Here is a 21786-nt window from a genome sequence, read left to right as displayed (position 1 = left end):
GAACCACTTTCGTGTTCCTCCTGGTAGACGGATTTCGCTCGCAGGTGTGGTAACTTGCGGTTGTCATTGACAACTCTAAGTTGACGATAGATGGAGGTTCTCTTGTGAGCGTTCCGGGGTCGGCGCACTTGGTTCTTGCCTCGGGCGTGGTTCACCTGGACGAGGCCAGCGCAGTCTTCGAAGCGATGCTGTCTGGGTGGGGTCGTCAACAGGCGTCTCGGCTACTCGCTGCTGAGGCCACGATCGAGCCGCGGCTGGCGTTGGTGCGGCGGTTCGCAGAGTTCGCCGGGGCGCCTCCGTGGGACTGGACTGCCGGCGATGTCGAAGACTTCACGGCCGCTTTGATGTCGGGCCCGGAACGCAAAGCACCGTCGACCATTCGCGGCTATCACATGTCGTTGCGGATGTTCTGCGACTACCTACTCGATAGCCGCTACGGTTGGATCGCGCAATGCGAGAACAGGTTCGGACGGATCCCATCGCAGGTCTGTCACGACTACAACACCGCCGCGCATCTGGTCGACTACGAGGGCAAGCCCGCGCGTCGCCCGTTCACCTACGACGAACTGGAAACATTGTTCGATTTCCTCGATGATCGCGTCGATGTTCTCGCTCGGTCCAGGAACAAAGGCGCGTTCGCGGCGCTGCGCGACGCACAGATGATCAAGACGGCCTACGCCTTCGGTTTACGCCGCCGCGAGCTGTGCTATCTCGATCTCGCCGACCTGCGTCCGAACTCGCGGATGCCGGCCTGGGGCACGTTCGGCGCCGTCCACGTTCGCTACGCCAAATCACGTCGCGGCAGCTCTCCCAGGCGTCGCACCGTGCTCGCCGTTCCGGAGTTCGACTGGGTGATCGACGGACTGCGCCAATGGGTCGACCACGGCCGCCCACTCCTCAGCCCCGGGAACCGTCAAGAGCTCTGGCTGACCGAGCGTCGACGGCGCGTGGCGACCAAGACCATGGATAGGCGATTCGCCGTCGCACGGGTGCAAGCGGGACTGCCTGCCGAGCTCACCTTGCACTGCCTGCGGCACTCCTATGTCACCCATCTGATCGAGTTCGGTTATCCGGAGCGGTTCGTCACCGAACAGGTGGGGCACTCGTATGCCTCGACCACCGCGATCTATACCTCGGTGTCCGACGACTTCAAGACCAAAACACTGCAGGCGGCGCTGCGCCGCGTCTACGGATCATCCACGACGACAGGTGAAGGCGGAGATGAGCACTAGGACCGTGCTGCGGTGGAACCTGCGTCAGCTGATGGCCCAGAACGGAATGTTCGCCACCACCGACCTTGTCGCACCGCTGCACGAGCGTGGCGTGGAGATCTCCCGACAGATGGTGCACCGGATCGCGACCAAGCCCCCGCAGCGCATCAATCTCGACCTGCTCGCCGCCCTCTGCGACATCTTGTCGTGCACGCCCAACGACCTGCTCGAGCTCGTCGCCGAACAAGTCCGTGAGGCGCCCGCGGTCAACGACAGCGGACCCGGCATCGGCGACCTGCGACCCATCCGCGCCACCATCCGCCGCCCCCACGACAACCAGTGACTCAGCGGGCCTGCTGGGAGTGTGCAAGCACCATCCGGCTAACCCCACTGACGCACGGGCGTCGCATCTGTGTCGCATGCCGTCGCAGACGGCACTATCACCCCGAGAAATGCCCGCGGTGTGAGACCGTGCGGCCACTGGCGTGGCAGCTCGACGATGCCATCGTGTGCGCCTCCTGCGCCGGTGTCGCATCGATCTTCACCTGCAGCGAATGCGGCCGCGAAGAACACCCCTACGGGTTCTACCGATGCGCCCGCTGCTTCCTACGCGAGCGCCTCACCGAGCTGCTCACCGACCCGATCAGCGGCTCGATTCATCACCGACTACGGCCCGTGTTCGACGAACTGATCAACGCCGACCGCCCACAGACGGTGCTCTGGTGGCTGCGAAAGAAGCCCGGTACCGGCCCGCAGCTCCTTCGCGACATGGCCTGCGGAACGCGTGAAATCAGCCACGACACCTTCAGCGATCTTCCCTCGGACCGAGCCCACGATTACTTGCGCAGCCTCCTGGTCGCGGTCGGCGTTCTGGGCCCGATCGACATCCGCGTCGAACGGATGCTGCCCTGGATCGAGGACGTTGTAGCCGAGCTTCCGGCCGAAGACGCCGCCATCGTTCGCCGATTCGCGCATTGGCATGTACTGCGCCAGATGCGCAAGGCCTCCCACGAGAACCGGCTGACGAGATCGATGACCGATGCCTGCCGTCGTCGCGTCCGCGTGGCGATTCAGTTCATGGCGTTTCTGCACACCCACGACGCCACTCCGGCGACAGCGACACAGGAGATGCTGGAGCGCTACCAGGCGCTCCACCGGAGGCCGCTCACTGCCGAGTACGCCTTCCTCGTCTGGCTACGCCAATCCCGCATCAACACCACACTGAGGGTCACCGATCCGCCACGGTCACCTCCCTCGGTAACCGTCTCGGATTCCCAGCGGTGGGCCGCCGTCGGGCGGCTGCTGCACGACGACACAATCCGCCGCAAAACCCGCATCGCGGGACTGCTCACATTGTTGTTCGCCCAACCTCTTTCGCGCATCGTCGCCCTGCGATCAAGCCAAATCTCGATCTCCGACGATCACGCCGTGCATGTCGTCTTCGCCGCCATCCCCATCCAAATGACTCCCCTACTCGACGACCTCATCCGCGAGCATCTGGAGCAGCAATGCGAAAGCCGCTACACCCCATCCCATACGGGCTGGCTGTTCCCCGGCCGACTTCCCGGCACCCACCTGTCCACCGAGAACATCCGCACCCAGCTCGTCGCGGTCGGGGTGAAACCCTACGAACATCGCAAAGCCGCCCTCTTCCAGCTCGCCAGCGACATGCCCGCACCCGTGCTGGCCGAACTGCTCGCGATCACCACCAAGAACGCAGCCGCCTGGGCCAAACTCGCCGCCCGCGACTGGACCGATTACGTCACCGAACGCGGCAGATCAATGCCGCATCGAAGGCGGAGCTAACTCGCAACAGCGATGTCGTAACCACTCCATGCCGCCGAGGCCACGATTCGCCTGCTCTCGTCAAAGTTGTTCTTTGTCAATCCTCCTCGCCACAAGTCAAGCAATCGAGAAACGGGTTCAAGCAGTTGCGCGCCCTCAAGCGTCTGAGACGCCGAACCGCGGGTGACCTGCACTTCGGGTAGCTCACTACCCTGCTGCGAGTCTCCGCACCTCGCTGTGGAACGGAAACCAGCGTACGGCCTCGCCGATGATGGCGACGAATGGTCCTTCGATGCCATCACCGACGCGATTTGCGAGAGGCGAAAAGGGCCCGAAGACCAGCCGGCTCGACATTGTGATTTCGTTGTGCCTAGCGAGCTGAGCGCGCCGGGCGGCCCGTCTTCTTGGTGGCGATGTTCGATTTTATGGCGTCGCTGTCGGTGTTGCGGTGGGCGGCGAGAAAGTCATCGACGATGTTCGCGCAGTCATTGTGAGTGATAGTGCGAAGCCCGGTCATTCGGGCGAAGGCGAGTGGTCCGACGAGTTGGCAAAGCGCCAGTTCCTGGTCGAAGTCGTTGAGTTCGGCTTGAGCTTTTGGGCTGGTGAGTACGGCGTCAAATGGTTGACGATATTGATCGACAACTCGGGTCCGTAGCGCCCCGGATGTGTGGCGGTCTTCCGCTTGGGCATTGGAGCCGGTGGGCCCCAATGAGAGCCACGCGAGTGTCGTGACATGCAGCGGTGCGTCGTTGAAAAGGGCGGCTTGGCGGCTGAGCAATTCGATCAGCTGCTCACGGAGGGGTCCGCTGGTCGGTGCCGGAGTGGTCACTTGTGGAAGTAGGCGTTCGAACGTGGCTGCCAGTAAATGCGACGAACTGTGGAAGTGGCGGTACAGCGTGGTTCGGGCCACTTTGGATGCTTTGGTGACGGCATCGATAGTGACCGCTTCCACCCCACCGGTGCTCAGTAGCGTTGCCGCAGCATCCAGCAGCCGGGTGCGTGACCGGATGAGCCGAGGGTCCACGTCGTCGTCAGGGACGGGCACTGCCTGACTGTCGCTCACTCGTTCACCTCGGCGGTCGATCTTCACGCGATGCTGTCACGGCAGTCTAGCAGTGTGGTACTAACGGTAGCGCAGCGAAACCGATCGTATTGGAGGGTGACGGTGCCCGAAAGCCTGTTGCCGCCCGAGCGGCTGCCCTCGCACACCACGACATGCATGGGTTGCGGCCCGGACAACCCCCACGGACTGCGGTTGGTGGTGCATCGTAGCGGCGACGCGGTGTACACCGATGTGACGTTCGATGAGCGCCATATCGGGGCCCCGGGCCTGGCCCATGGCGGGGCAGTGGCCGCGGCATGTGATGACGTCCTGGGCTTCACGTTGTGGATCGCCGGAACCCCGGCGGTGACCCGCACCCTGACGGTCGAATATTTGCGGCCGGTGCCGCTGCATCAGACCCACCGGATTACTGCCCACATCGTCTCTCGTGAAGGGCGGGCGCTGCATGTCACGGCGACAGGCACGGGTGAGGGTGGGATCGCCCGCTTCACCGCCAGTGCAGTGTTCATTGTCGTCAGCCCTGAGCACTTCGCCGCACACGGCGATGTCAGCGCTTTCGGCGATCTTCTGGAGCAGTTCTCGCGCCGCGGCGGCCTCGACCCGGAGCCGTCATGACTGTCCCTCAGGCGCGCAGCCACGGGAAAACCCCGCCTTCGGAAGCGAACTCGGTCGCTGCAGAGAAGCGAGCCGCTAACGCGTCGCGTTCACGCGCGTCCGCACGGCGCCGGGAGACCATTCTTGATGCAGCTTTGGTCGTGGCCGCGGCGGGTGGTTACGAGGCGGTTCAGATGCGGACAGTTGCCGAGCGGGTCGGCATCGCCGTCGGCACGCTTTACCGCTATTTCCCGGCGAAAACCCACTTGCTGGTGGCAGCGCTGACGCGCGAGTTCCGTCGACTCGACTCGGCCGGGGACTGGGCGAGTGGTGAGGGCACACCGCTGGAACGGCTCGAACGGCTCACCGCACATCTGCATGACCGCTGGCAGCGCGACCCATGGCTGACGACGGCCATGACACGGGCCTTCGCAGTCGCAGATACCCGCGCCGCCGCGGAACTCGACCGCGCGGCCGATGAGATCCAGATCCTGCTGGCCCGCACGCTCAGGGGCGGCGAGCCCACTCCTACCGATCTGCACGTGGCTGGGATCATCTCCGACATCTGGCTGGCCAACCTCGTGGCCTTCAGCGGCCACCGCGCGACAGCCGCCGACACCCGCGACCGCATTGACCGAGCCACCAGGCGCGTCGTGACCAGCGCTGCTAGGCCAGCCGTCTACCGGTAACGATACTGCTGGTATCGCAGCGATACTTGGCGTACTCTTTGGGGATACGGCTCAACGATGCGTCGAAAAGAGACTGCCATGTACACCCAATGGATCGAAAACCTTGTCGTACAACGCCTCTCGCTGCACGGCGGCCTGGTTCTGGATTTCGATGATTACAACGAAATCGTCATCTCCTGCCCCCTACTATTGACGCTTCCTGCCGTCGGCACCTACCCCATCGAGGCGGTGCGTATTGACCCCCTCAGGATCGCGACCCACGAACGCCCGCTGCTGAACCTCGCCGGCGCACTGTGCACCCAGGCCTGGTCCAGCGACGATGGAGGGCTACACCTGAGCTTCTCGCGCGGACATCGCATCGATGTCGATCCCGACGCTGAACAGACAGCGTGGGAGCTCTATGGCATGCGCCACGGCTACATGGCCTGTCTACCTCAAGGACGGGTACGCGTGGTCCGCCATGACCTCCCCGACACCGACGACGCCAACATCGTCAACAGCGTCAGGCAATCATCGGCGGGGTCGGCGCGGCAGACCCACTAATCCGGCCGCGGACACTGCGACGGGTCGACTTGGGCGGCAATACGTGGATCAGGTTGAACGTGGACAGGACCGCCCTGGCGACATCGAGGCGGGCGAGCATTCCCGGATGATGCTGTCGAGGTTTTGTTGCACGCGTTCGGCAGTGATGCCGACCGATGGTGAATACAGCATGATGTGGTCGAGGACGCCGTTGTACCGTCTCAATTGTTCACGGACCTCGTGCGCCGTCCCGGCGACACCCATGGCGTCGATCATCTCCTCGGACACAGCGGCGAACATCGCCGGGAAATCGCGCTGGGCGAATGCTTGCCGGATGGCTCGGCCTTCGCTGGCGAAGCCGTTCACATCGAGTACCGTCTCGTAGGATTTGACCGAGGAGTAGAACGCAATCTGCTGCGCCAGTTCGCGCCTGGCGACCTCGGCGTCGTCGTGGATGGCGCACATCACCATGGAAATGATTTCCACGTCATTGGGGTCGCGGCCGGTGTGCGCGGCGCCCCTGGCGATAGCGGGCCGGACGACCTCTTCGACGTAGGTGGTTGTGAACAGCGGATGTCCGGCTAGGCCGTCGGCCACCCGCCCGGCCGCCTCGCACATCCGGGGCCGGACACCGGCAGTGACGATCGGGATCGGCCTGCTGGAGGGTCCCACGTCGCCGGTCGGGGTGAGATTCATTCTGTAGAAACGGCCCTCGTGATGGATCGGGCCTTCATGCAGGTTCCATATCCGGCGCAGCAGCATCACGAGTTCTTCCATCCGCAGGGCGGGTGCGGAGGTGTCGGGCACGCCGTGCCAGTCGCCCATCATCCGTTTGGTGCCGTTGCCGATGCCGAGTACCAGTCGTCCGTTGGAGAGTTCGTCGAGGTCGCGCGCCTCGGTGGCCAGCACCAGGGGGCTTCGGCCGACGCCGTAGAGAATGGAGGAACCGATCCGACAGTTCTGGGTGCTGTTGGCCATCGCGGCCATGGAGATCGATCCGGACCGAGAATAGAACTCCGAGGCCCATACGGCGTCGAACCCGGCCGCATCAGCGGCCTGGGCGGTCTGGGCCAGTGACTTCAGATCCGCGCCGAGAACCGACAGGCCGTAGGTGCTCATGACTGGTCTCCTGTGCGCGGGCGCAGCCCGTCGAACATGACGGCGCTGAGGGTGCTGGCGACCACCGTCTCGTCGAGGTGGTTATCGGTGACCAGGTACATGAGTGCATTGATGGTGACCGCGCCGAACAGCGCAATCGACGTCGATCGCGCATCGGGCTGAGCGACGAGGGATCCGTCGCGGGCCCCTTCGATGAGCAGGGTTTCGACGGGTTGTTGGTAGGCGGTATTGATCATCTCGGCGATAGCCGGCATGCGGGCCGCTCGTCCCAATTCGCCGATGAGTGCACGGCATACCGCTGGCCGCTGCGCCATTGCCCGCAGTTGTGCGCGGATCACGAGTTCGAGGCGTTCGGCACCGGTGCCGCCGGTGTGCACGATCGCGGTCACAGCATCGAAGATGTCCTTGAGGAGGTCTTCGAGCAGGAAAGCAAGGATGTCCTCTTTACCGGCGAAGTAGTAGTACAGCGTCGCTTTCGGCACACCGGTCACCGCGGCGACGTCTTCGATCTTGGAGTCGTTGAGCCCCTTCTCGGCGAACAAGTCCGCCGCGGCGGGAAGCCGGTCAGAGATCTGACGTGGAATCTTGCGCATTGCCCCCCTGTCCCGTTCGGCCGGTTTAGACTGCGAGTCTAAACCGTCGTTACTTTGGTGGTCGGAGGTCTTGGTGGTCTCGGTGCAAATTCGTTACGACCCGTTCGACGCCTCGATTCTCAACGACCCCTATCCGACGTATCGGTCGTTGCGTGACACGGCTCCGGTGTACCGCGCCGAGGAATCCCATACCTGGGTGTTGAGCCGGCACGCCGACGTCCAGGCCGCAGCACTGGATCACGGCACGTACTCCTCGGTGGACGGCATCTTCCCCACCCCACCGGGATCGGACTTCATCGGCTCGTTCCTGCCGATGATGATCGTGATGGACCCTCCGCGCCACGACCAGTTGCGTGCCCTGGTGAGCCGGGCGTTCACTCCCCGGCGGGTGGCCGGGCTGCAGGGCGCCATCACACAGATGGCCGCGGAGTTGTTCGAGCGCCTCGACGAGGGCTCTGGTTCGGCGGACTTCGTGACCGACTTCGCCGCGATCCTGCCCGCCGCGGTGATCGCCGATCTACTGGGCATTCCCGCCACCGATCGTGATCAGTTCCGATTGTGGTCGAGCCAACTGGTCCAGGTCGACGTCAACCACGGACAAACCACCGACGCACTGACCGCCGCCACCTCGATCTACGCCTACTTCACCGACTTCCTCGCCGACCGCCGCCAAACCCCCCGCGAGGACATGATGTCGGCGTTGGCGAACGCCACAGTCGACGGGATCAGACTGACCGACGAGGAAGTCCTCGGCTTCTGCGCGCTGCTGCTCGTCGCGGGCTACGAGACCACCACCAATCTGCTGGGGAACTCCGCGGTCGTGCTGGCCCAGCATCGGCAGACCCGCCGACGCCTGGCCGCCGATCGAACACTATTGGGGCCGGCAGTTGAGGAGTTGCTGCGCTACGACTCACCGGCACAGGGACTTTCACGAACCCTGACCCGCGACGTCACACTGCACGACACGACCATGCGTCAAGGTGAGAAGGTGCTGCTGCTGTTCGGGTCGGCCAACCGCGACGAGCGCGCCTTCCCCGATCCTGACGTGTTCGACATCGAGCGCACCAGTGAGCACCAGGTCGCCTTCGGTCGCGGCATCCACTTCTGTCTGGGCGCGGCACTGGCGCGGATGGAGGCCCGCATCGCTCTGGATGCTCTGTTGGACAAGGTGCCCGACTGGGAGGTCGATCTTGAATCGGCGCGGCGGCTGCGGTCCGGACCGATCCGCGGCTACACATCGCTGCCCATCACTTGGACCACACCGGTCTAGCCCGTGCCCCTCCTCGACGACGCGTCGTGTGCATCACCGCGCGGCCAGGTTCTTCATCGCCGTCGATATCGAGCACTCCGCCGCGCACGGCGACCTCGGCGCATTCGGCGACATGCTCAAACGATTCGCGGGCTCGAACGGTGATCGACCCATGACCGGACAGGAGAAAGGGGCATGGTGGTGGCAGTGACATTCGCGCACTTCGATGAGCAGATCGCCGACCAGCTGCTCAGATCGCCGAACACAGCAGGTGGACTGTCGAGGTTTCTGAGCTTTCGGCACACCGAACTCGCCGCCGGTCGGCTGGTGGCAGAGATGGAAACCCGTGCCGAACTGCTCACACCCTTCGGCACCCTGCACGGCGGATGTCTATCGGCGATGGTCGACCACTGTCTCGGAGTCGTGTTCTACCCCGTCATTCCGGCCGGATCATGGGTCGCCACCACCGAATTCAAGCTAAACCTGCTGCGACCCGTGTCCACCGGTGTGTGTGTCGCCGTCACCGACATCGTGTCGCTGGGCAAGCGCAGTGGAGTGGCGCGCATCGACATTAGCAACGGCGACAAAGCCGTCTGCGTAGCCCAGGGCACGGTCACGATCGTGAACGCCGCGGGCAACGCACTATGAAGGCGCTTGCTGCCGGGCCCACGCTTCGGGCGGACGACGATCTCGCCAGGAAGGTGTCATGACCTCCGCCGTGCAGCATCGGGTCCGAACCCAGGACGGGATCGCCCTGGCTGCGGACTGCTACGGCCACGATGACGCCCGTCCCGTCGTGCTGCTCCTGCACGGCGGCGGCCAGAACCGGCACGCGTGGAGCACTTCAGCGCGTCGCCTCCACGCATGCGGATACACAGTCGTCGCCTACGACACCCGCGGTCACGGCGACAGCGACTGGGACCCAGCCGGCAGGTACGACATCGAGCGACTCGCGACCGATCTTCTCGCCGTGCGCGAGCACTTCAGCGCCTATACCGCCCCTGCGGTCGTAGGTGCATCCCTTGGGGGCATGACCGTGCTCGGCACGCATCTGTTGACATCCGGGGCGTCGTGGGCGGCGGTCGTCCTGGTCGACGTCACCCCGCGACTTGAATTCCAGGGCGCCCGTCGCGTGGTGACGTTCATGGCCGCACATCCCGATGGCTTTAGCACCCTCTCTGACGCCGCAGAGGTGATCGCCGCGTACAACCCCCATCGCTCGCGCCCGGCCAACGTCGACGGCCTGCGCAAGGTGCTACGGCAGCGTCACGACGGCCGCTGGATCTGGCGGTGGGACCCGGCATTCATTCACTCCAACTTCGACTTTCTCCGCGACGAATCGACCACGGGAACGGAGCAATTCGACGCAATCAGCCACCTGCTGATCGACGGAGCCCGACGGGTCAATGCCCCAACACTTCTCGTAAGGGGCCTCTTGTCCGACGTGGTCTCCCAAGCCACCGTCGACGAGTTCAAGCAACTGGTTCCCCACGCCGAGACCGTCGACGTATCCGGCACCGGACACATGATCGCCGGCGACGACAACGACGCCTTCGGCTGCGCCGTCACCGAGTTCCTCGGCCGGAACCTCCTGTAGGTCGCGACGTTGGTCGAGCACCATCGATCGGCCAGTAGTCAGAACCGATCTTGACTTCACAGCGCGCGAAGCGGAGCCCATGAAGTGTTCTTCGGTTAAGGCCGACTTTGAACTGTGCCGGGCTCTGGTCGAGCTAGACGCCACTACGCACTTGCTGGCCACCATCGGCGTCGAAGAGTTCCTTGGTCCAGCGTTCGAGGATTTCTGCGCTGTCCCAGTCGTCGGGATGAAATCCGGCGCGGGTGTAGGAGCGAAAGCGCGCAATTGCTGCTGGGCTGAATAGCGGGTTATGACGGAAGGCTCGAAGGCTGCGCAGCAAGCGCACCGGGTTGTAGGCGGAACGGTCACCAGCCAGAGAGCGGGTGGTCTGGATGACCAACTCGCTGAACAAGAGGAGGCTGGCGATCCGCATCCCCCAGACCCTGGTGCGTTCGCTTCCACCGACCGTCTCGTAGACATCGAAAGCAACGGCCTTATGCTCGCATTCTTCCAGTGCGTGCCAGAGCAGAATAGGCCGCACTTCGGTGTCGCCGATCAGTTCTTGAGCTTCGTCGCTGGTGAGAATGATCTCGGCGAATGTCGCCGTGTAGTGCTCGAGGGCGGCCGTCACAGCCAGGCGCATCTTGGGAGAAAAACGCTTCTCAAGTCGGCCAACCAGCTTCTTGACATGCCGATCGATCCCCTCGGTGGGATAGCCCATTGCTTGAAGCCGATCGTTGAGCAGCCGATGCTGGTGTCGGTGGGTGGCCTCTTGTGCGATAAACCCCTTGACCGCCTCCTTGAGGTCAGCGTCGCTGATGTGGTCCCGGTACTCGCGGACTGACCGGATAAAGAAGTCTTCGCCTTCGGGGAACGTGGCCGACAAGGTGGACACAAAGTGGCTCATCACCAAGTCGCCATCAACGAAGTGCTGCCGACTGGTCCCAGCAGGCATATCGAATCGAACACGGCGGGGCTTCGGGACGACCCGTGCGGTGGGCCGTGTGGACGAATCGTCGCTCATGTTGTTCTCCCATTCGCCAAGGACGCGCTGTCAATCTGACTCTAAGCCTTGTCAGAATTAGATGGCAAGCTATCCACGTGGTTTCGGCGCGGGTGTATAGCGGAATGTCCGCCGAGGAGCGTCACCGGAACCGGCGCACCCGTCTCATCGAGGCCGCAACGGAGTTGATCGGCACGCGCGGCGTTGCCGCCGCCACTGTGACTGCCGTCTGCGCTGAATCGGGTGTCACGTCACGGTACTTCTACCAGCACTTCTCCGACCGAGACGCACTCCTGCGGGCTGTCTACCAGCAGCTCTATGCCACCTTCCAGGAGGTGATAGTCGACGCGATCCCCGATGCCGGCGAGCCACCGGAGGTATTGGCGTACGCGCCAATCCGCAGGCTGGTCGGCATGATCGACAACGACCCGCGGCTGGGTCGGATCCTGTTCGTGGAATCTGCAACCGAGCCGCTGCTCCGAGAGCTACGCAGCGAACTAATGGCAGGTTTCACCGACCTTGTCTTGCGCGAAGCCAGACTTCACCTCGACATCGCCGACTCTGCCGTGGGGGTTGCCCATTTGGCTTCGACCTTGGGCGTGGGAGGGCTATTCGAAGTCTTGCGCCGCCGACTCGACGGAGAACTGGAATTCACCACAGATGAACTCGTTCAGCACTGCGCAGGTTTCCTGGGCAGCCTAGGCAATTACGTGCTGCTGCAGAACACGGGCCAGTCGGCCACAACCGAAGCGCAAACCTAGAGCTAGCGGCCCCGCTACGCGATGTGGCCGTGCGTGCGCCCGACGACCAACGTCCGAGAACAGCAACAGCAAGACCCTGAACGGCATCCAAGGCCAGTGTCGTCGACTTACAGCGTCAGCCCTGGCTTCCAGAAACCCACTGAGTGTTCGATCATTCCTCTGCCCACTGCGACCGTCGGCCCGGTCCCGACTCGATAGCGGTCGCCGGCCCCTTCGCCAGCCGCGCGCTTTGCGCGGCCTGGCGACGACGGCCCCGCCACCACTTGCACTACATGCGGTAGCGTAGCGATACCGATAGTATCGCTACGATTCGCTACTAGTGGAGGCCCCGTGACCGACGGCACTGCAGATTCCCCAGGCCAGGCCACGCGCCGTGGCCAGCGGGACAACGGATCCCCCAACCCGGCCGAAACCCGCGAGTACAGCGAACGGTTGGCAGCGCTAGCCCGATTCACCCTCCGACACAAAGCGCTGGTCATCGGGGTATGGCTAGGCGCCGCGGTCGTCCTCGCGTTGCTGTTCCCCCAGCTAGAAACCGTGGTGCGCCAACAGTCGGTGGACCTCATCCCTCGCGATGCGCCGTCCTTGCAGACGGTTGACCGCATGAGCGCCGCTTTCGGCGAAGAAGGCTCAAAAACCATGGTGTTCGTCGCCATGGAAGACCCCAATGGCTTGACTCCGACTGCACGGCAGCGCTACGGCGAACTCGTGCGCCGGTTGCAGGGCGAAGGCAACCACGTCCTGCTGGTGCAGGACCTACTGTCCGATCCGATTACCGAAGCCCAGGCAGTCAGCGCCGACCGCAAAGCTTGGTACCTGCCCGTAGGTGTCACCGGCACCCTCGGAGACCCCACGGCCGCCGAATCGGTAAACGCGGTGCGCAACATCGCCGCCGAGGTCTTCACCGGCTCGACCACGACTGTGCAAGTGACGGGACCACCGGCAACCTTCAGCGACATGATCGCATCCGCCGAGCACGACCTGCTGCTGATCTCAATCGCTACCGCGGGCGTGATCGCCCTGATCCTGCTGATCGTCTACCGGTCGGTGTTCACCGCGCTGTTACCGCTGCTAGTAATCGGGTTGAGCCTGGCAGTCGGGCGCGGCGTGCTGTCCGCCCTCGGCGAGATGGGCATGCCCGTCTCCCAGTTCACCGTCGCCTTCATGACTGCGATCCTGCTCGGCGCGGGAACCGACTACACCGTATTTCTGATCAGCCGATACCACGAACAGCGCCGCGCCCAAGTACCCGCCGATCAGGCCGTCATCCACGCCACCGCCAGCATCGGGCGCGTCATCCTCGCCTCCGCCGCCACCGTCGCACTCGCGTTCCTGGCCATGGTCTTCGCGCGGCTCAGCGTCTTCGCCGCCCTTGGCCCCGCGTGTGCCATCGCCGTACTGTTCGGATTTCTGGCCACCGTAACCCTGCTGCCACCGGTGCTGTCGCTAGCCGCCAAACGCGGCATCGGTGAACCCAAACCCGATCGCACCCGCCGCTACTGGAACAGCGTCGCCGTCGCCGTGGTCCGCCGTCCCGTGCCACTACTCATCGTCAGCCTGGTCATCTTGCTCGCCCTGTCGGCAGCGGCAGCAACCATCAAAATCAGCTACGACGACCGCAAGGGCCAACCAGACACCACGGCCAGCAACCTGGGCTACCACCTGCTGGACCGCCACTTCCGCAAAGACGTCGTCATCAGCGAATTCCTCGTCGTGGAAAATCCGACCGACATGCGGACCGGCAAAGGACTGGCCGATCTTGACGAGATGGCCTCCCGCGTCTCCCAGATCCCCGGCGTCACCAAGGTTTCCGGAGTCACCCGCCCCACCGGAGAGCGCCTCGACCAAGCAGAACTGGCCTGGCAGAACGGCCAGATCGGCGACAAAATGGCCGGCGCCGTCGCCGAGGGCAACTCCCGCAAGGACGACCTCACCAAACTCACCGACGGCGCCGACCAGCTCGCCGACGGCCTCGCCCAACTCGACAGCACCGTGCGCACCGCCTTCACACCACTAGCCGGAATCCTCACCCAAGCCCAATCCGCAGGAACTCAGGTCAACCAATTCCGGCCGCTGCTGCAACAACTTTCCGCCACTGCCCCCGCCGTCGACCAAGCCATCCAATCCGGCCCAGGACTACGACCGCTGGCCAACCAAGCCCAAAACGCAATCACTCAACTCGACCCACTCGTCGGCGCCCTCAACACCTCACCCTGGTGCGCCACCACCCCACAATGCGCCCAAATCCGCAACCAGGTCCAGATCCTGGTCACTCTGCGCGACAACGGATTCTTCAACCAAATCGCCGACCTCGGGGACCGCTACGATCCCGCCACCAATGCCACCGTTGGTGGCACCCTCGCCAACGTCCAGAACGCAGTCGCCTCACTGGACAAGGCATTCGGAGCCCTGGGTGACCCCGCCGACCTGACCACAAATCTCCGCCGATTGCAGGACGGAATCGGACAGCTGGCCTCCGGCGCCCAAGCACTCGCCACCGGCGTCCGCACCCTCGCCGACAGCAACATCGAAATGCTGTCCGGCATGAGCCAGATCGCCACCCAACTACAGAACTCCTCGCGCGCAGCGGCCGACTCCGACTCCTCGAGCGGTTTCTACCTGCCCGCCAACGCATTCGAGAACCGGCAATTCACCGACGTCGCCGAACAATTCCTCTCACCGGACGGCAAAACAGCGCGGTTCATGATCGAAAGCAGCCACGACCCATACAGCGTTGAAGCCATGGACCTCGCCAGCCGCATCACCGACACCGCCAACACCGCACGACCCAACACGTCACTCGCCGACGCCACCGTGTCCGTAGCCGGCTTCCCCGCCGTCAACTCCGATATCCAACGACTCCTCTGGGCCGACTTCGCACAACTAGCCATCGCCACCATCATCATCGTCGGCGTCATCCTGGTCCTACTACTGCGCGCACTCCTAGCACCGCTCTACCTACTAGGCACCGTCGTGCTCAACTACCTCGCATCACTCGGCATCGGCGTCGTAGTCTTCCAATGGGGACTGGGCCACGAAATCGCCTGGCCCGTACCGCTGCTGGCGTTCATCATCCTCGTCGCCGTCGGCGCCGACTACAACATGCTGCTCGTCTCACGGCTCCGCGAAGAATCCGGAACCAACATCCGCGTCGGCGTCCTGCGCACCGTGGCAAACACCGGAGCCGTCATCACCTCCGCTGGCCTCATATTCGCCGCCAGCATGTTCGGCCTCATGGTCGGCTCAGTCGCCATCATGATCCAAGCCGGCCTCATCATCGGCTTCGGGCTGCTGCTCGACACCTTCCTCGTGCGCACCCTCACCGTGCCCGCCATCGCCACACTCCTACGCGAAGCCAGCTGGTGGCCCACCAAAGCAACAAACCCGCGACCCGGTCAGACCAACCCAGGAGGCATTAAGGACGCACCTCACGTGCTGGTCCAGGAGAGGTGAAAAGCGAACAGAGCAATACCCGGCGCTACATGCCGACCAGCGTGAAGGCGTATTCACCCCGAATGAATACGACCCCTGCGCCGGTACTCGAAGTCTCTTTTCGACGGACGAAAAGAAGTGAGAGCCGCGGAGCTGCTCGACAACAGATCACTTACACGGGCTACGGACAGCCCGGCCGCCGGTTCGCGCGGGGGATGGGTCCACGCCGGGATCTGCCAGGAGGAGCGTCACGGCGCCTCTGCAAACAGAAGCTCGCAGCCTCAACCAGCGGTGTATGCGCGCGAGGATCGCGAGCGTCATTCGGGGTGGTGATCTTGCGTTGTGGAGTCGGCTGGGCCGGTCGATGGAAGACCGTCGAGGTAGGCGTCTATGCACTGCTGCAACGCCATCAACGACGCAGGAATGGCTTCCTCGGCATCGATATCGTCGACTTCGACGTGCGACCCATCGCGAGGAAGATCCCCCACGCTGAGTTCTATGTTGATCCAAAAGCGATGCAGCGCTTCAGCGTGGCTATCGCGCCGACAAACAACTCGACCCCAGGATCGAGGTCCGGATCGATCAGGTATTTGACGAGTTCGTGGGTGAGCGAGTGTCGGTGCGCGTAGATGTGGTCAAGGCGGTCGGCCTGATTTTTGTGATGGCGTCGCTTTGAACAAGCCAGAGCAGTGACGCTCGAAACTTCCTCTTTGGCGCCAGCGACAACACTTGCTGCTCGTACCGCTGCTGTTCTTGAGTCGCGACCGTCACCCCAGAACGCAGTTCGGGCAGTAGAACTCTCGAACTTTGTCCAGCACCGAGTGCTGGATCATCGCATGAGTGACTTGGTACAAACCGGCGAACGCCCAAGGTGCTGCGAATGGATGTCTGACTGCAGTTTCGCCTTTAGTCGGCGCTCGTATTCGACCGGATCGTCTTGAAAACTCACTCGTCTAGTTTGACGTGGATTCACCTACCATCCGCAACGCCCGCTGTCTCATTTCTAGAGATGCGAGACTTTATCGGGGCGCCCCATCCCGTCTCAAAACCGCCGGTCGAGCCGTATCGTTTCCCGTCTCATGCGGCGTGTCTTGCTTCTATATAGCGCAACCCGTTTGCCGAAGCGATTAGTTTGGACTCGGTCCAAGGGGTGGAGGGGTCGCGCATGAGAATTCGACGCGTCGATATTCAAAATTTCCGCGGTATCAAGTTTGCGTCGTGGCGACTACCTAAAGAGCGTAGTTTCCTCGCTCTCATTGGCCCCGGCGACTCAACCAAGACGACGCTCCTGACGGCTATCGAGCGAACACTTCACGACCGGGCGGGTATGACGTTCGTCGACACGGACTTCTACGGCGCGAAGGTCGATGAGCCCATTCGGATCCGGGTGGCGGTGGCCGATCTGCCAGACCAGCTCATCACGATGGACACTTTTGGCACCTTCCTCTCTGGGATCGACGACGCGGGTGAGTGGTCGCACGACCCGACCAGCGAGTCCGAACGGTGCGTGATCGTGGAACTGCTCGTCGAGGCTGATCTTGAGCCAGTGTGGCAGTCCTACCGTCCGCCATTGGGCGGGCCAGACGTCCAAGAGGATGATCCGCATCCGGTGCGCTCGGCGCAACGCGCTCGGATAACTGCGTACCGCATCGACGACCGTATCGACGCGCACCTTCGTTGGTCGTCGTCATCGTCGCTGGGGAAGCTCACTTCTAAGCGCGGCAACACCAAGGCGACCTTGACTGCTGCAAACCGGGCTGCGCGGGACGCAGCCTCGGCTGCCGTCACAGATGACCTTAAAGTTCTTGCACGTGAGGTACAGGAAGCAGTGCACACCATCGGGACCGCCAGGTTCGATGATTTGAAGCCTGGACTTGATGTATCGCTGTCCAATACGCGTGGCAACCTTGCTCTGTTCGAGGGGGACGTACCACTCACCAATTTCGGACTGGGTACCCGCCGGCTAACGGGTGCTGCGACCCAACAACTCGCCAACGGAGGCTCCGCCACTCTGCTGGTCGACGAGGTGGAATACGTGAGGGGGACCCGTTTGGTGGTCCAGGCGCTATGCGACTTTCGGTTGGTGGGTCGTGGCCCACTGTAGGGCAAACTCGGCGGGGGTGAGTTCGCCGTGAGCGGTGTGGGGTCTGTTGGCGTTGTAGTCTCGGCGCCAGTCCTCGATGATTACCCGGGCCTCCAGCAGCGAATCGAAGCGCCACGAGTTGAGCAGTTCGTCGCGTAGTCGGCCGTTGAACGATTCGATGAAGGCGTTCTGCCACGGTGAGCCGGGATCGATGAAAAGTGAACCGGCACTGTTGAATCGGCACCAATCGGCCACAGCGTGCGCCACGAACTCTGGCCCGTTGTCGAAACGCACATAGTGCGGCGCCCCGTGGATGAGGGCCAGCCGATCGAGCACGGCGACGACACCGTCGGCGTTGATGGACCGGTCGACTTCGATGGCCAGGGCTTCCCGGGTGAACTCGTCGATGACGTTGAGCATCTTGAGGGCGCGGCCGTCGGCGGTGGTGTCGAACTGGAAGTCCATCGCCCAGAGGACGTTCGGACGGATCGGCGACATCGCGCCCACGGCCACCCCGATGCCGGTCAGCCGCTTCTTGCGGCGGCGCTGCGGGACCCGTAGGCCCTCTTCGCGCCAGAGCCGGCGGATGCGCTTGTTGTTGGCCTGCCAGCCCGCCCGGCGGGCCATCTTGGCAGCGCGGCGCCATCCCCAGCGAGGCCGGTCGGTGGAGAACCGGCGAAGCCAGGCCCGCAGTTCGGACTCCTCGGTGGTGACCGGTGATGGCGTCAGCCGCATCGTGGAGCGGTGCAGGCCTACAACGGTGCAGGCGCGGCGTTCGGACACCCCGAACCGCTCACGCAGCATGGTCGCTGCGCGGCGTTTGCGGTTCGGGGTCAGAAGTTTCCCGACCCGATCTCCTTAAGCATGTCGATGTCGAGGGCCTGATTGGCCACCAGCTTCTTGAGCCGGGCGTTTTCGGCCTCGAGCTCCTTGAGCCGCTTGGCGTCATTGGCCTTCATGCCGCCGTACTGAGCCACCCAGCGATGCCACGTCGATTCGGCGACCTCCAGATGACGGCACACCTCGGCCAGCTCCTGACCGGAGCCGAGCAGCTTGTTACCCTCGGCGAGCTTGCGGATGATCTGATCGGGCGTATGCCGCCGCCGCTTGTTCGATGCCATGTCGTTGGTGATTCTTCCTGCCCGAACACTCGGGCAACAGAGTCGCACAACGACTGGACCACTACAGGGGGCTCACCTCATACGGCCTAGAACCACACCGCCTGGTTCATCTACTTTCTTATTTAAAAAACAAAGACGCGTTTTCGCAGGTCTTCATCACCACCCATTCGCCGACCGCGTTGCGCCATCTCGAACCGGACGACCTGGCGATGGTTCGCGCGACAGCGGCTGGGACCACTTACGTTCGATCACTTGGCGATCCCCCCAGTTTGCGGCCGTTGCTCAAGACCAGCCCTGAAGCGTTTCTGTCACGGCGGATCGTGATCAATGAAGGCAAGACCGAGTACGGGGTCGTACTTCGACTCCTGCAGAAGTGGGACGACCGCCTGGAACAGGCCGTCCCCTCGGCCGCCCTAGGGGTCGTGGCGTTGGAGGGCAACGGCGGAACCGGTTCATGCAAGTGGGCGAAGGAGTTCCTCAGTGTCGGATATGAAGTCGTGCTGTTCATCGATAGCGACGATTCAAACGCGAACGCGTTAGTGTCTGACGTGCAAACACTCGGCGGAGTGGTGGTGCAGTGGCCCGACGGCGCGTGCATCGAATCAGCCGTCTGCGCGCAACTCGATGAGACGGGCCTCAACGGCTACATCGCTGCGGCACTCGAGGTCGCCGAGGACGCAGATGCCGCGAAGCAGTCGTTTAGCGACAACCTGCGCACGTACGCCGTTGTCAATTCCGTTACACCTCAAGGTGTCGAGCTTCTGGATATAAACACCTGGACAGCCGCAGGCATCGACCTGGACGCCTGCCGGTCAGCGATCGCTCTAGTGTCGAAGTCCAAAAGCTGGTTCAAGCGCGTCGACAAGGGCCAACGCCTAGGCACCTTCATCCTTGAAACCCCTTCTTTGCAGACGGGCAAGTTCAAGGCAACAATCGACCAACTCCGCGCTGCGATCTACGCAGAGTCGCTCGCCGGTCAGGCGCTCACCCAACCCCTCGATGACGACCATGCACAGTCGGAGACACGGGAGAGGCAGCCAGGTACCCACCCAGGTGCCGTATCCGGACCTGCCCATGCCTGAAGAGGTATCAACTGAATTGGCGACGGATGCAGCATCATTCGCGATGAGTCTGCCAGCCTCCGTCGAAATGCCGGCAGGCGCTGGGAAGACCCATCTGTTGGCTGCGACAACCAAGCACATCATTGATTGTGGCGGTCGCGCTTTAGTGTTAACCCACACCAACGCAGGCGTGCATGCCATCAATGCACGCCTCAAGAGATTCGGCATCACCAAGGGAGTGCAGGTCTCGACCATCGCCTCCTTCGCGTTCCGCCTCGCACGGGCCTACCCTCAGTTGGGTGGCCTGCGGGTCCCCAAATTGATGGTCCCAGCCCAGGCCCAGTATTACGTCAGCGCAGCCATCAAAGTCGCACAGAGCAGACACATCCATGCAGTGCTGCGTGCATCGTTCACTCATCTGCTGGTAGACGAGTATCAGGACTGCAGCGAGACGCAGCACGCGTTCGTATTGGCTCTTCGTGCAGCTATCCCAGCAGCCGGAGTACTTGGCGACCCATTGCAGGCCATCTTCGGCTTCAATGAACGCCTCGCCGACTGGCCGACCGTACAGACACAATTCCCATCACACCCTACGACGATCAAGCCCCACAGATGGTCCGGCCACAACGAGGCGCTTGGCAAATGGTTGTTGGAGATTCGTCCACGCATGGTCCCCGGCCACGTTGTGAGGTGGACCAACGTTGCTCTACCGGAGGGTGTGACGTTTCAGAACATCTCTGACGACCCCACGGGCGTTACGGAAGCAGCCTTGGCGACCCGCCCCGCGAACGAGACCGTGCTCATCATCGCTCCCCGTGCCAACACTGCGCGAACGATCGCAGGAGACCTTCGAGGGATATTTACCGTGATGGAGGAAATGGCCGGGAAGTACATGGCGCAGCGCCTAGAAAACCTAGCGACGATGAGCCCAATCGATTACCCGCTCTGGCTATTCGATCTGACCAAATCATGCCACTGCAACCACGGCGTCCTCGACACACAGACCCTGCGCAAACGCTACGCGAACGGGAAGTCCGCGGGCGATCTGCTCAAGGGCGGTGCTGGCGGTAGAGCCGGCGCCGAACCTGCTATCCGCGCCTTCGATTCGATCGTATCGAACCCAACCCTAGGGACTCTGGCGGCTGCAATGAGCGTCGTTCCCACATCACCAGTGCTACGACTGCATTCACACGAAGCGTGGTACGACATTCAGGCATCGATCCGTGGAGCCATAGCTCATGGAGATGACCCCGGGGTGCTGCTCGAAGAGCTTGCGAAGATCCGTGAAGTGCTCAGGCACGCTGGGAGACGCGAACGAAGGCGCATCATCTCCCGCACCCTCTTGGTGAAGGGGCTGGAATACGATCACGTCATCATCGCGAACGTCAATGAGCATGCCAGCATCAACGATCTGTACGTGGCGTTGTCGCGCGCCAGAAAGACAATCAAAATCCTGGGAGTCAGCGACAGCCTGCAGCTGCACCAATCACCCAACGGCCGCTAAAGGCCCACGAAGCCGGCGACCGCTCCAAATCAACAGAGCTCCCGGCGCGCCGCCCGGCAGTCTCAGCAGGTTCTATCGAGACACTTCGATCCGCTCGCCGGGCGCTGCACCCAGTGTCAGGGGTCGGAGGGGTTCACTGTGCGCGGCACGAAGCCTGACGACCGAAGGCTAGATACCGCAGTACATACCGCAGTGGTTCCGTTTCACCTCGGCACTCACCAACGCTGCCAACTCCAAACTCGCAGTTCCGGGCAATATCTTCAACCGCTACCGTCTGCGTCAAACACGACAAACGTCCAATTCAGAGGATTTTAAGTCCGCTGCCTCTGCCAATTGGGCTATGGGGGCGATGAAGGTCAGAGCATACTTCGGCCCCGTCGGCCTCGTTCCAACGTCCTACGGCGGCCGCGCGTCGTAGTC

At 63.0% G+C, this 21786-nt stretch carries 19 protein-coding genes; 14 read left to right on the top strand and 5 right to left on the bottom strand.

The genetic code is table 11. The features are described 5' to 3' along the window. Nucleotides 1–104 precede the first annotated feature (104 nt). The 3 genes from AU194_RS16510 (at nt 105) to AU194_RS16500 (ending at nt 3017) form a co-directional block, all read left to right on the top strand. Nucleotides 105–1232 carry a tyrosine-type recombinase/integrase gene (locus AU194_RS16510; RefSeq protein ID WP_046363131.1) on the top strand — a complete coding sequence of 376 codons (1128 nt, stop codon included), beginning with the start codon at nt 105–107 and terminating at the stop codon, nt 1230–1232. Then, nucleotides 1222–1554 carry a helix-turn-helix transcriptional regulator gene (locus tag AU194_RS16505; RefSeq protein ID WP_024449211.1) on the top strand — a complete coding sequence of 111 codons (333 nt, stop codon included), beginning with the start codon at nt 1222–1224 and terminating at the stop codon, nt 1552–1554. Before AU194_RS16510 ends, AU194_RS16505 begins: the two co-directional genes overlap by 11 nt. A gap of 128 nt (nt 1555–1682) precedes the next feature. Continuing rightward, nucleotides 1683–3017 (top strand): hypothetical protein, encoded by a 1335-nt coding sequence (locus tag AU194_RS16500; protein WP_059090327.1) that lies wholly within the window; start codon nt 1683–1685, stop codon nt 3015–3017. 349 nt (nt 3018–3366) lie between these two features. Here AU194_RS16500 and AU194_RS31230 read toward each other — a convergent pair whose 3' ends face one another. Next, nucleotides 3367–4059 carry a TetR/AcrR family transcriptional regulator gene (locus AU194_RS31230; protein WP_011856876.1) on the bottom strand — a complete coding sequence of 231 codons (693 nt, stop codon included), beginning with the start codon at nt 4057–4059 and terminating at the stop codon, nt 3367–3369. Between the two features lie 102 nt (nt 4060–4161). On the opposite strand from AU194_RS31230, the gene AU194_RS16490 reads away from it, so the two are divergent. From AU194_RS16490 to AU194_RS16480, 3 genes are all read left to right on the top strand, one after another. Further along, on the top strand, nt 4162–4674 hold the full coding sequence (locus AU194_RS16490; protein WP_011856877.1) for a PaaI family thioesterase: 513 nt from the start codon (nt 4162–4164) through the stop codon (nt 4672–4674). Then, complete coding sequence (locus AU194_RS16485; protein ID WP_011856878.1) at nt 4671–5342, top strand: TetR family transcriptional regulator; 672 nt, start codon at nt 4671–4673, stop codon at nt 5340–5342. The genes AU194_RS16490 and AU194_RS16485 overlap by 4 nt, the downstream gene beginning before the upstream one ends. Nucleotides 5343–5420: 78 nt before the next feature. Then, nucleotides 5421–5885 carry a DUF6188 family protein gene (locus AU194_RS16480; RefSeq protein WP_024449209.1) on the top strand — a complete coding sequence of 155 codons (465 nt, stop codon included), beginning with the start codon at nt 5421–5423 and terminating at the stop codon, nt 5883–5885. Between the two features lie 48 nt (nt 5886–5933). On the opposite strand, the gene AU194_RS16475 is transcribed toward AU194_RS16480, so the two are convergent. Next, entirely contained in the window at nt 5934–6983 is a 1050-nt protein-coding gene (locus AU194_RS16475) for an LLM class flavin-dependent oxidoreductase (protein WP_011856880.1), read from the bottom strand. Then, nucleotides 6980–7576: a TetR/AcrR family transcriptional regulator gene (locus tag AU194_RS16470; RefSeq protein ID WP_011856881.1), complete on the bottom strand. Its 597-nt coding sequence runs from the start codon at nt 7574–7576 to the stop codon at nt 6980–6982. The genes AU194_RS16475 and AU194_RS16470 overlap by 4 nt, the downstream gene beginning before the upstream one ends. A 73-nt stretch (nt 7577–7649) precedes the next feature. On the opposite strand from AU194_RS16470, the gene AU194_RS16465 reads away from it, so the two are divergent. The 3 genes from AU194_RS16465 (at nt 7650) to AU194_RS16455 (ending at nt 10422) form a co-directional block, all read left to right on the top strand. Next, a complete protein-coding gene (locus tag AU194_RS16465; RefSeq protein WP_011856882.1) occupies nt 7650–8846 on the top strand; it encodes a cytochrome P450 in 1197 nt (398 codons plus the stop codon). A 174-nt stretch (nt 8847–9020) separates the two neighbouring features. Then, on the top strand, nt 9021–9473 hold the full coding sequence (locus tag AU194_RS16460) for a PaaI family thioesterase (protein WP_011856883.1): 453 nt from the start codon (nt 9021–9023) through the stop codon (nt 9471–9473). A gap of 58 nt (nt 9474–9531) precedes the next feature. Further along, a complete protein-coding gene (locus AU194_RS16455; RefSeq protein WP_011856884.1) occupies nt 9532–10422 on the top strand; it encodes an alpha/beta fold hydrolase in 891 nt (296 codons plus the stop codon). 133 nt (nt 10423–10555) lie between these two features. Here AU194_RS16455 and AU194_RS16450 read toward each other — a convergent pair whose 3' ends face one another. Continuing rightward, a complete protein-coding gene (locus AU194_RS16450; RefSeq protein WP_011856885.1) occupies nt 10556–11425 on the bottom strand; it encodes a metal-dependent hydrolase in 870 nt (289 codons plus the stop codon). A 104-nt stretch (nt 11426–11529) separates the two neighbouring features. On the opposite strand from AU194_RS16450, the gene AU194_RS16445 reads away from it, so the two are divergent. From AU194_RS16445 to AU194_RS16435, 3 genes are all read left to right on the top strand, one after another. Next, nucleotides 11530–12165: a TetR/AcrR family transcriptional regulator gene (locus AU194_RS16445; protein ID WP_011856886.1), complete on the top strand. Its 636-nt coding sequence runs from the start codon at nt 11530–11532 to the stop codon at nt 12163–12165. 330 nt (nt 12166–12495) lie between these two features. Then, nucleotides 12496–15618, top strand: coding sequence for an RND family transporter (locus AU194_RS16440; protein WP_011856887.1), 3123 nt, complete (start codon nt 12496–12498; stop codon nt 15616–15618). Nucleotides 15619–16762: 1144 nt separating this feature from the next. Next, complete coding sequence (locus AU194_RS16435; RefSeq protein ID WP_157576142.1) at nt 16763–17701, top strand: hypothetical protein; 939 nt, start codon at nt 16763–16765, stop codon at nt 17699–17701. On the opposite strand, the gene AU194_RS16430 is transcribed toward AU194_RS16435, so the two are convergent. Next, nucleotides 17663–18801 (bottom strand): IS3 family transposase gene (locus tag AU194_RS16430; protein ID WP_157576140.1). Its coding sequence is split into 2 segments (ribosomal slippage): nt 17663–18531 and nt 18531–18801, totalling 1140 coding nucleotides; the frame shifts between segments, so codons are not numbered across the junction. The two genes, AU194_RS16435 and AU194_RS16430, sit on opposite strands and share 39 nt — an antisense overlap. A 278-nt stretch (nt 18802–19079) precedes the next feature. Here AU194_RS16430 and AU194_RS16420 point away from each other — a divergent pair. Together AU194_RS16420 and AU194_RS16415 are read left to right on the top strand one after the other, a co-directional pair. After that, nucleotides 19080–19883, top strand: coding sequence for a hypothetical protein (locus AU194_RS16420; RefSeq protein WP_059090325.1), 804 nt, complete (start codon nt 19080–19082; stop codon nt 19881–19883). Beyond that, on the top strand, nt 19876–21366 hold the full coding sequence (locus AU194_RS16415) for a UvrD-helicase domain-containing protein (protein ID WP_197417639.1): 1491 nt from the start codon (nt 19876–19878) through the stop codon (nt 21364–21366). Before AU194_RS16420 ends, AU194_RS16415 begins: the two co-directional genes overlap by 8 nt. Nucleotides 21367–21786 lie beyond the last annotated feature (420 nt).

The sequence above is a fragment of the Mycobacterium sp. GA-2829 genome, from assembly GCF_001499965.1.
Classification (GTDB): Bacteria; Actinomycetota; Actinomycetes; order Mycobacteriales; family Mycobacteriaceae; genus Mycobacterium.
The sequence above is the reverse complement of the archived record's forward strand: the minus strand, read 5'-3'. Positions and strand labels throughout refer to the sequence as shown.

Excerpts from the sequence above, each read along its gene's own strand:
- AU194_RS16450 (WP_011856885.1), bottom strand. The coding sequence starts at position 11,425 with ATGAGCGACGATTCGTCCACACGGCCCACCGCACGGGTCGTCCCGAAG.
- AU194_RS16475 (WP_011856880.1), bottom strand. The coding sequence starts at position 6,983 with ATGAGCACCTACGGCCTGTCGGTTCTCGGCGCGGATCTGAAGTCACTG.
- AU194_RS16505 (WP_024449211.1), top strand. The coding sequence starts at position 1,222 with ATGAGCACTAGGACCGTGCTGCGGTGGAACCTGCGTCAGCTGATGGCC.
- AU194_RS16415 (WP_197417639.1), top strand. The coding sequence starts at position 19,876 with ATGCCTGAAGAGGTATCAACTGAATTGGCGACGGATGCAGCATCATTC.
- AU194_RS16470 (WP_011856881.1), bottom strand. The coding sequence starts at position 7,576 with ATGCGCAAGATTCCACGTCAGATCTCTGACCGGCTTCCCGCCGCGGCG.
- AU194_RS16480 (WP_024449209.1), top strand. The coding sequence starts at position 5,421 with ATGTACACCCAATGGATCGAAAACCTTGTCGTACAACGCCTCTCGCTG.
- AU194_RS16455 (WP_011856884.1), top strand. The coding sequence starts at position 9,532 with ATGACCTCCGCCGTGCAGCATCGGGTCCGAACCCAGGACGGGATCGCC.
- AU194_RS16445 (WP_011856886.1), top strand. The coding sequence starts at position 11,530 with ATGTCCGCCGAGGAGCGTCACCGGAACCGGCGCACCCGTCTCATCGAG.
- AU194_RS16460 (WP_011856883.1), top strand. The coding sequence starts at position 9,021 with ATGGTGGTGGCAGTGACATTCGCGCACTTCGATGAGCAGATCGCCGAC.
- AU194_RS16485 (WP_011856878.1), top strand. The coding sequence starts at position 4,671 with ATGACTGTCCCTCAGGCGCGCAGCCACGGGAAAACCCCGCCTTCGGAA.
- AU194_RS16435 (WP_157576142.1), top strand. The coding sequence starts at position 16,763 with ATGAGAATTCGACGCGTCGATATTCAAAATTTCCGCGGTATCAAGTTT.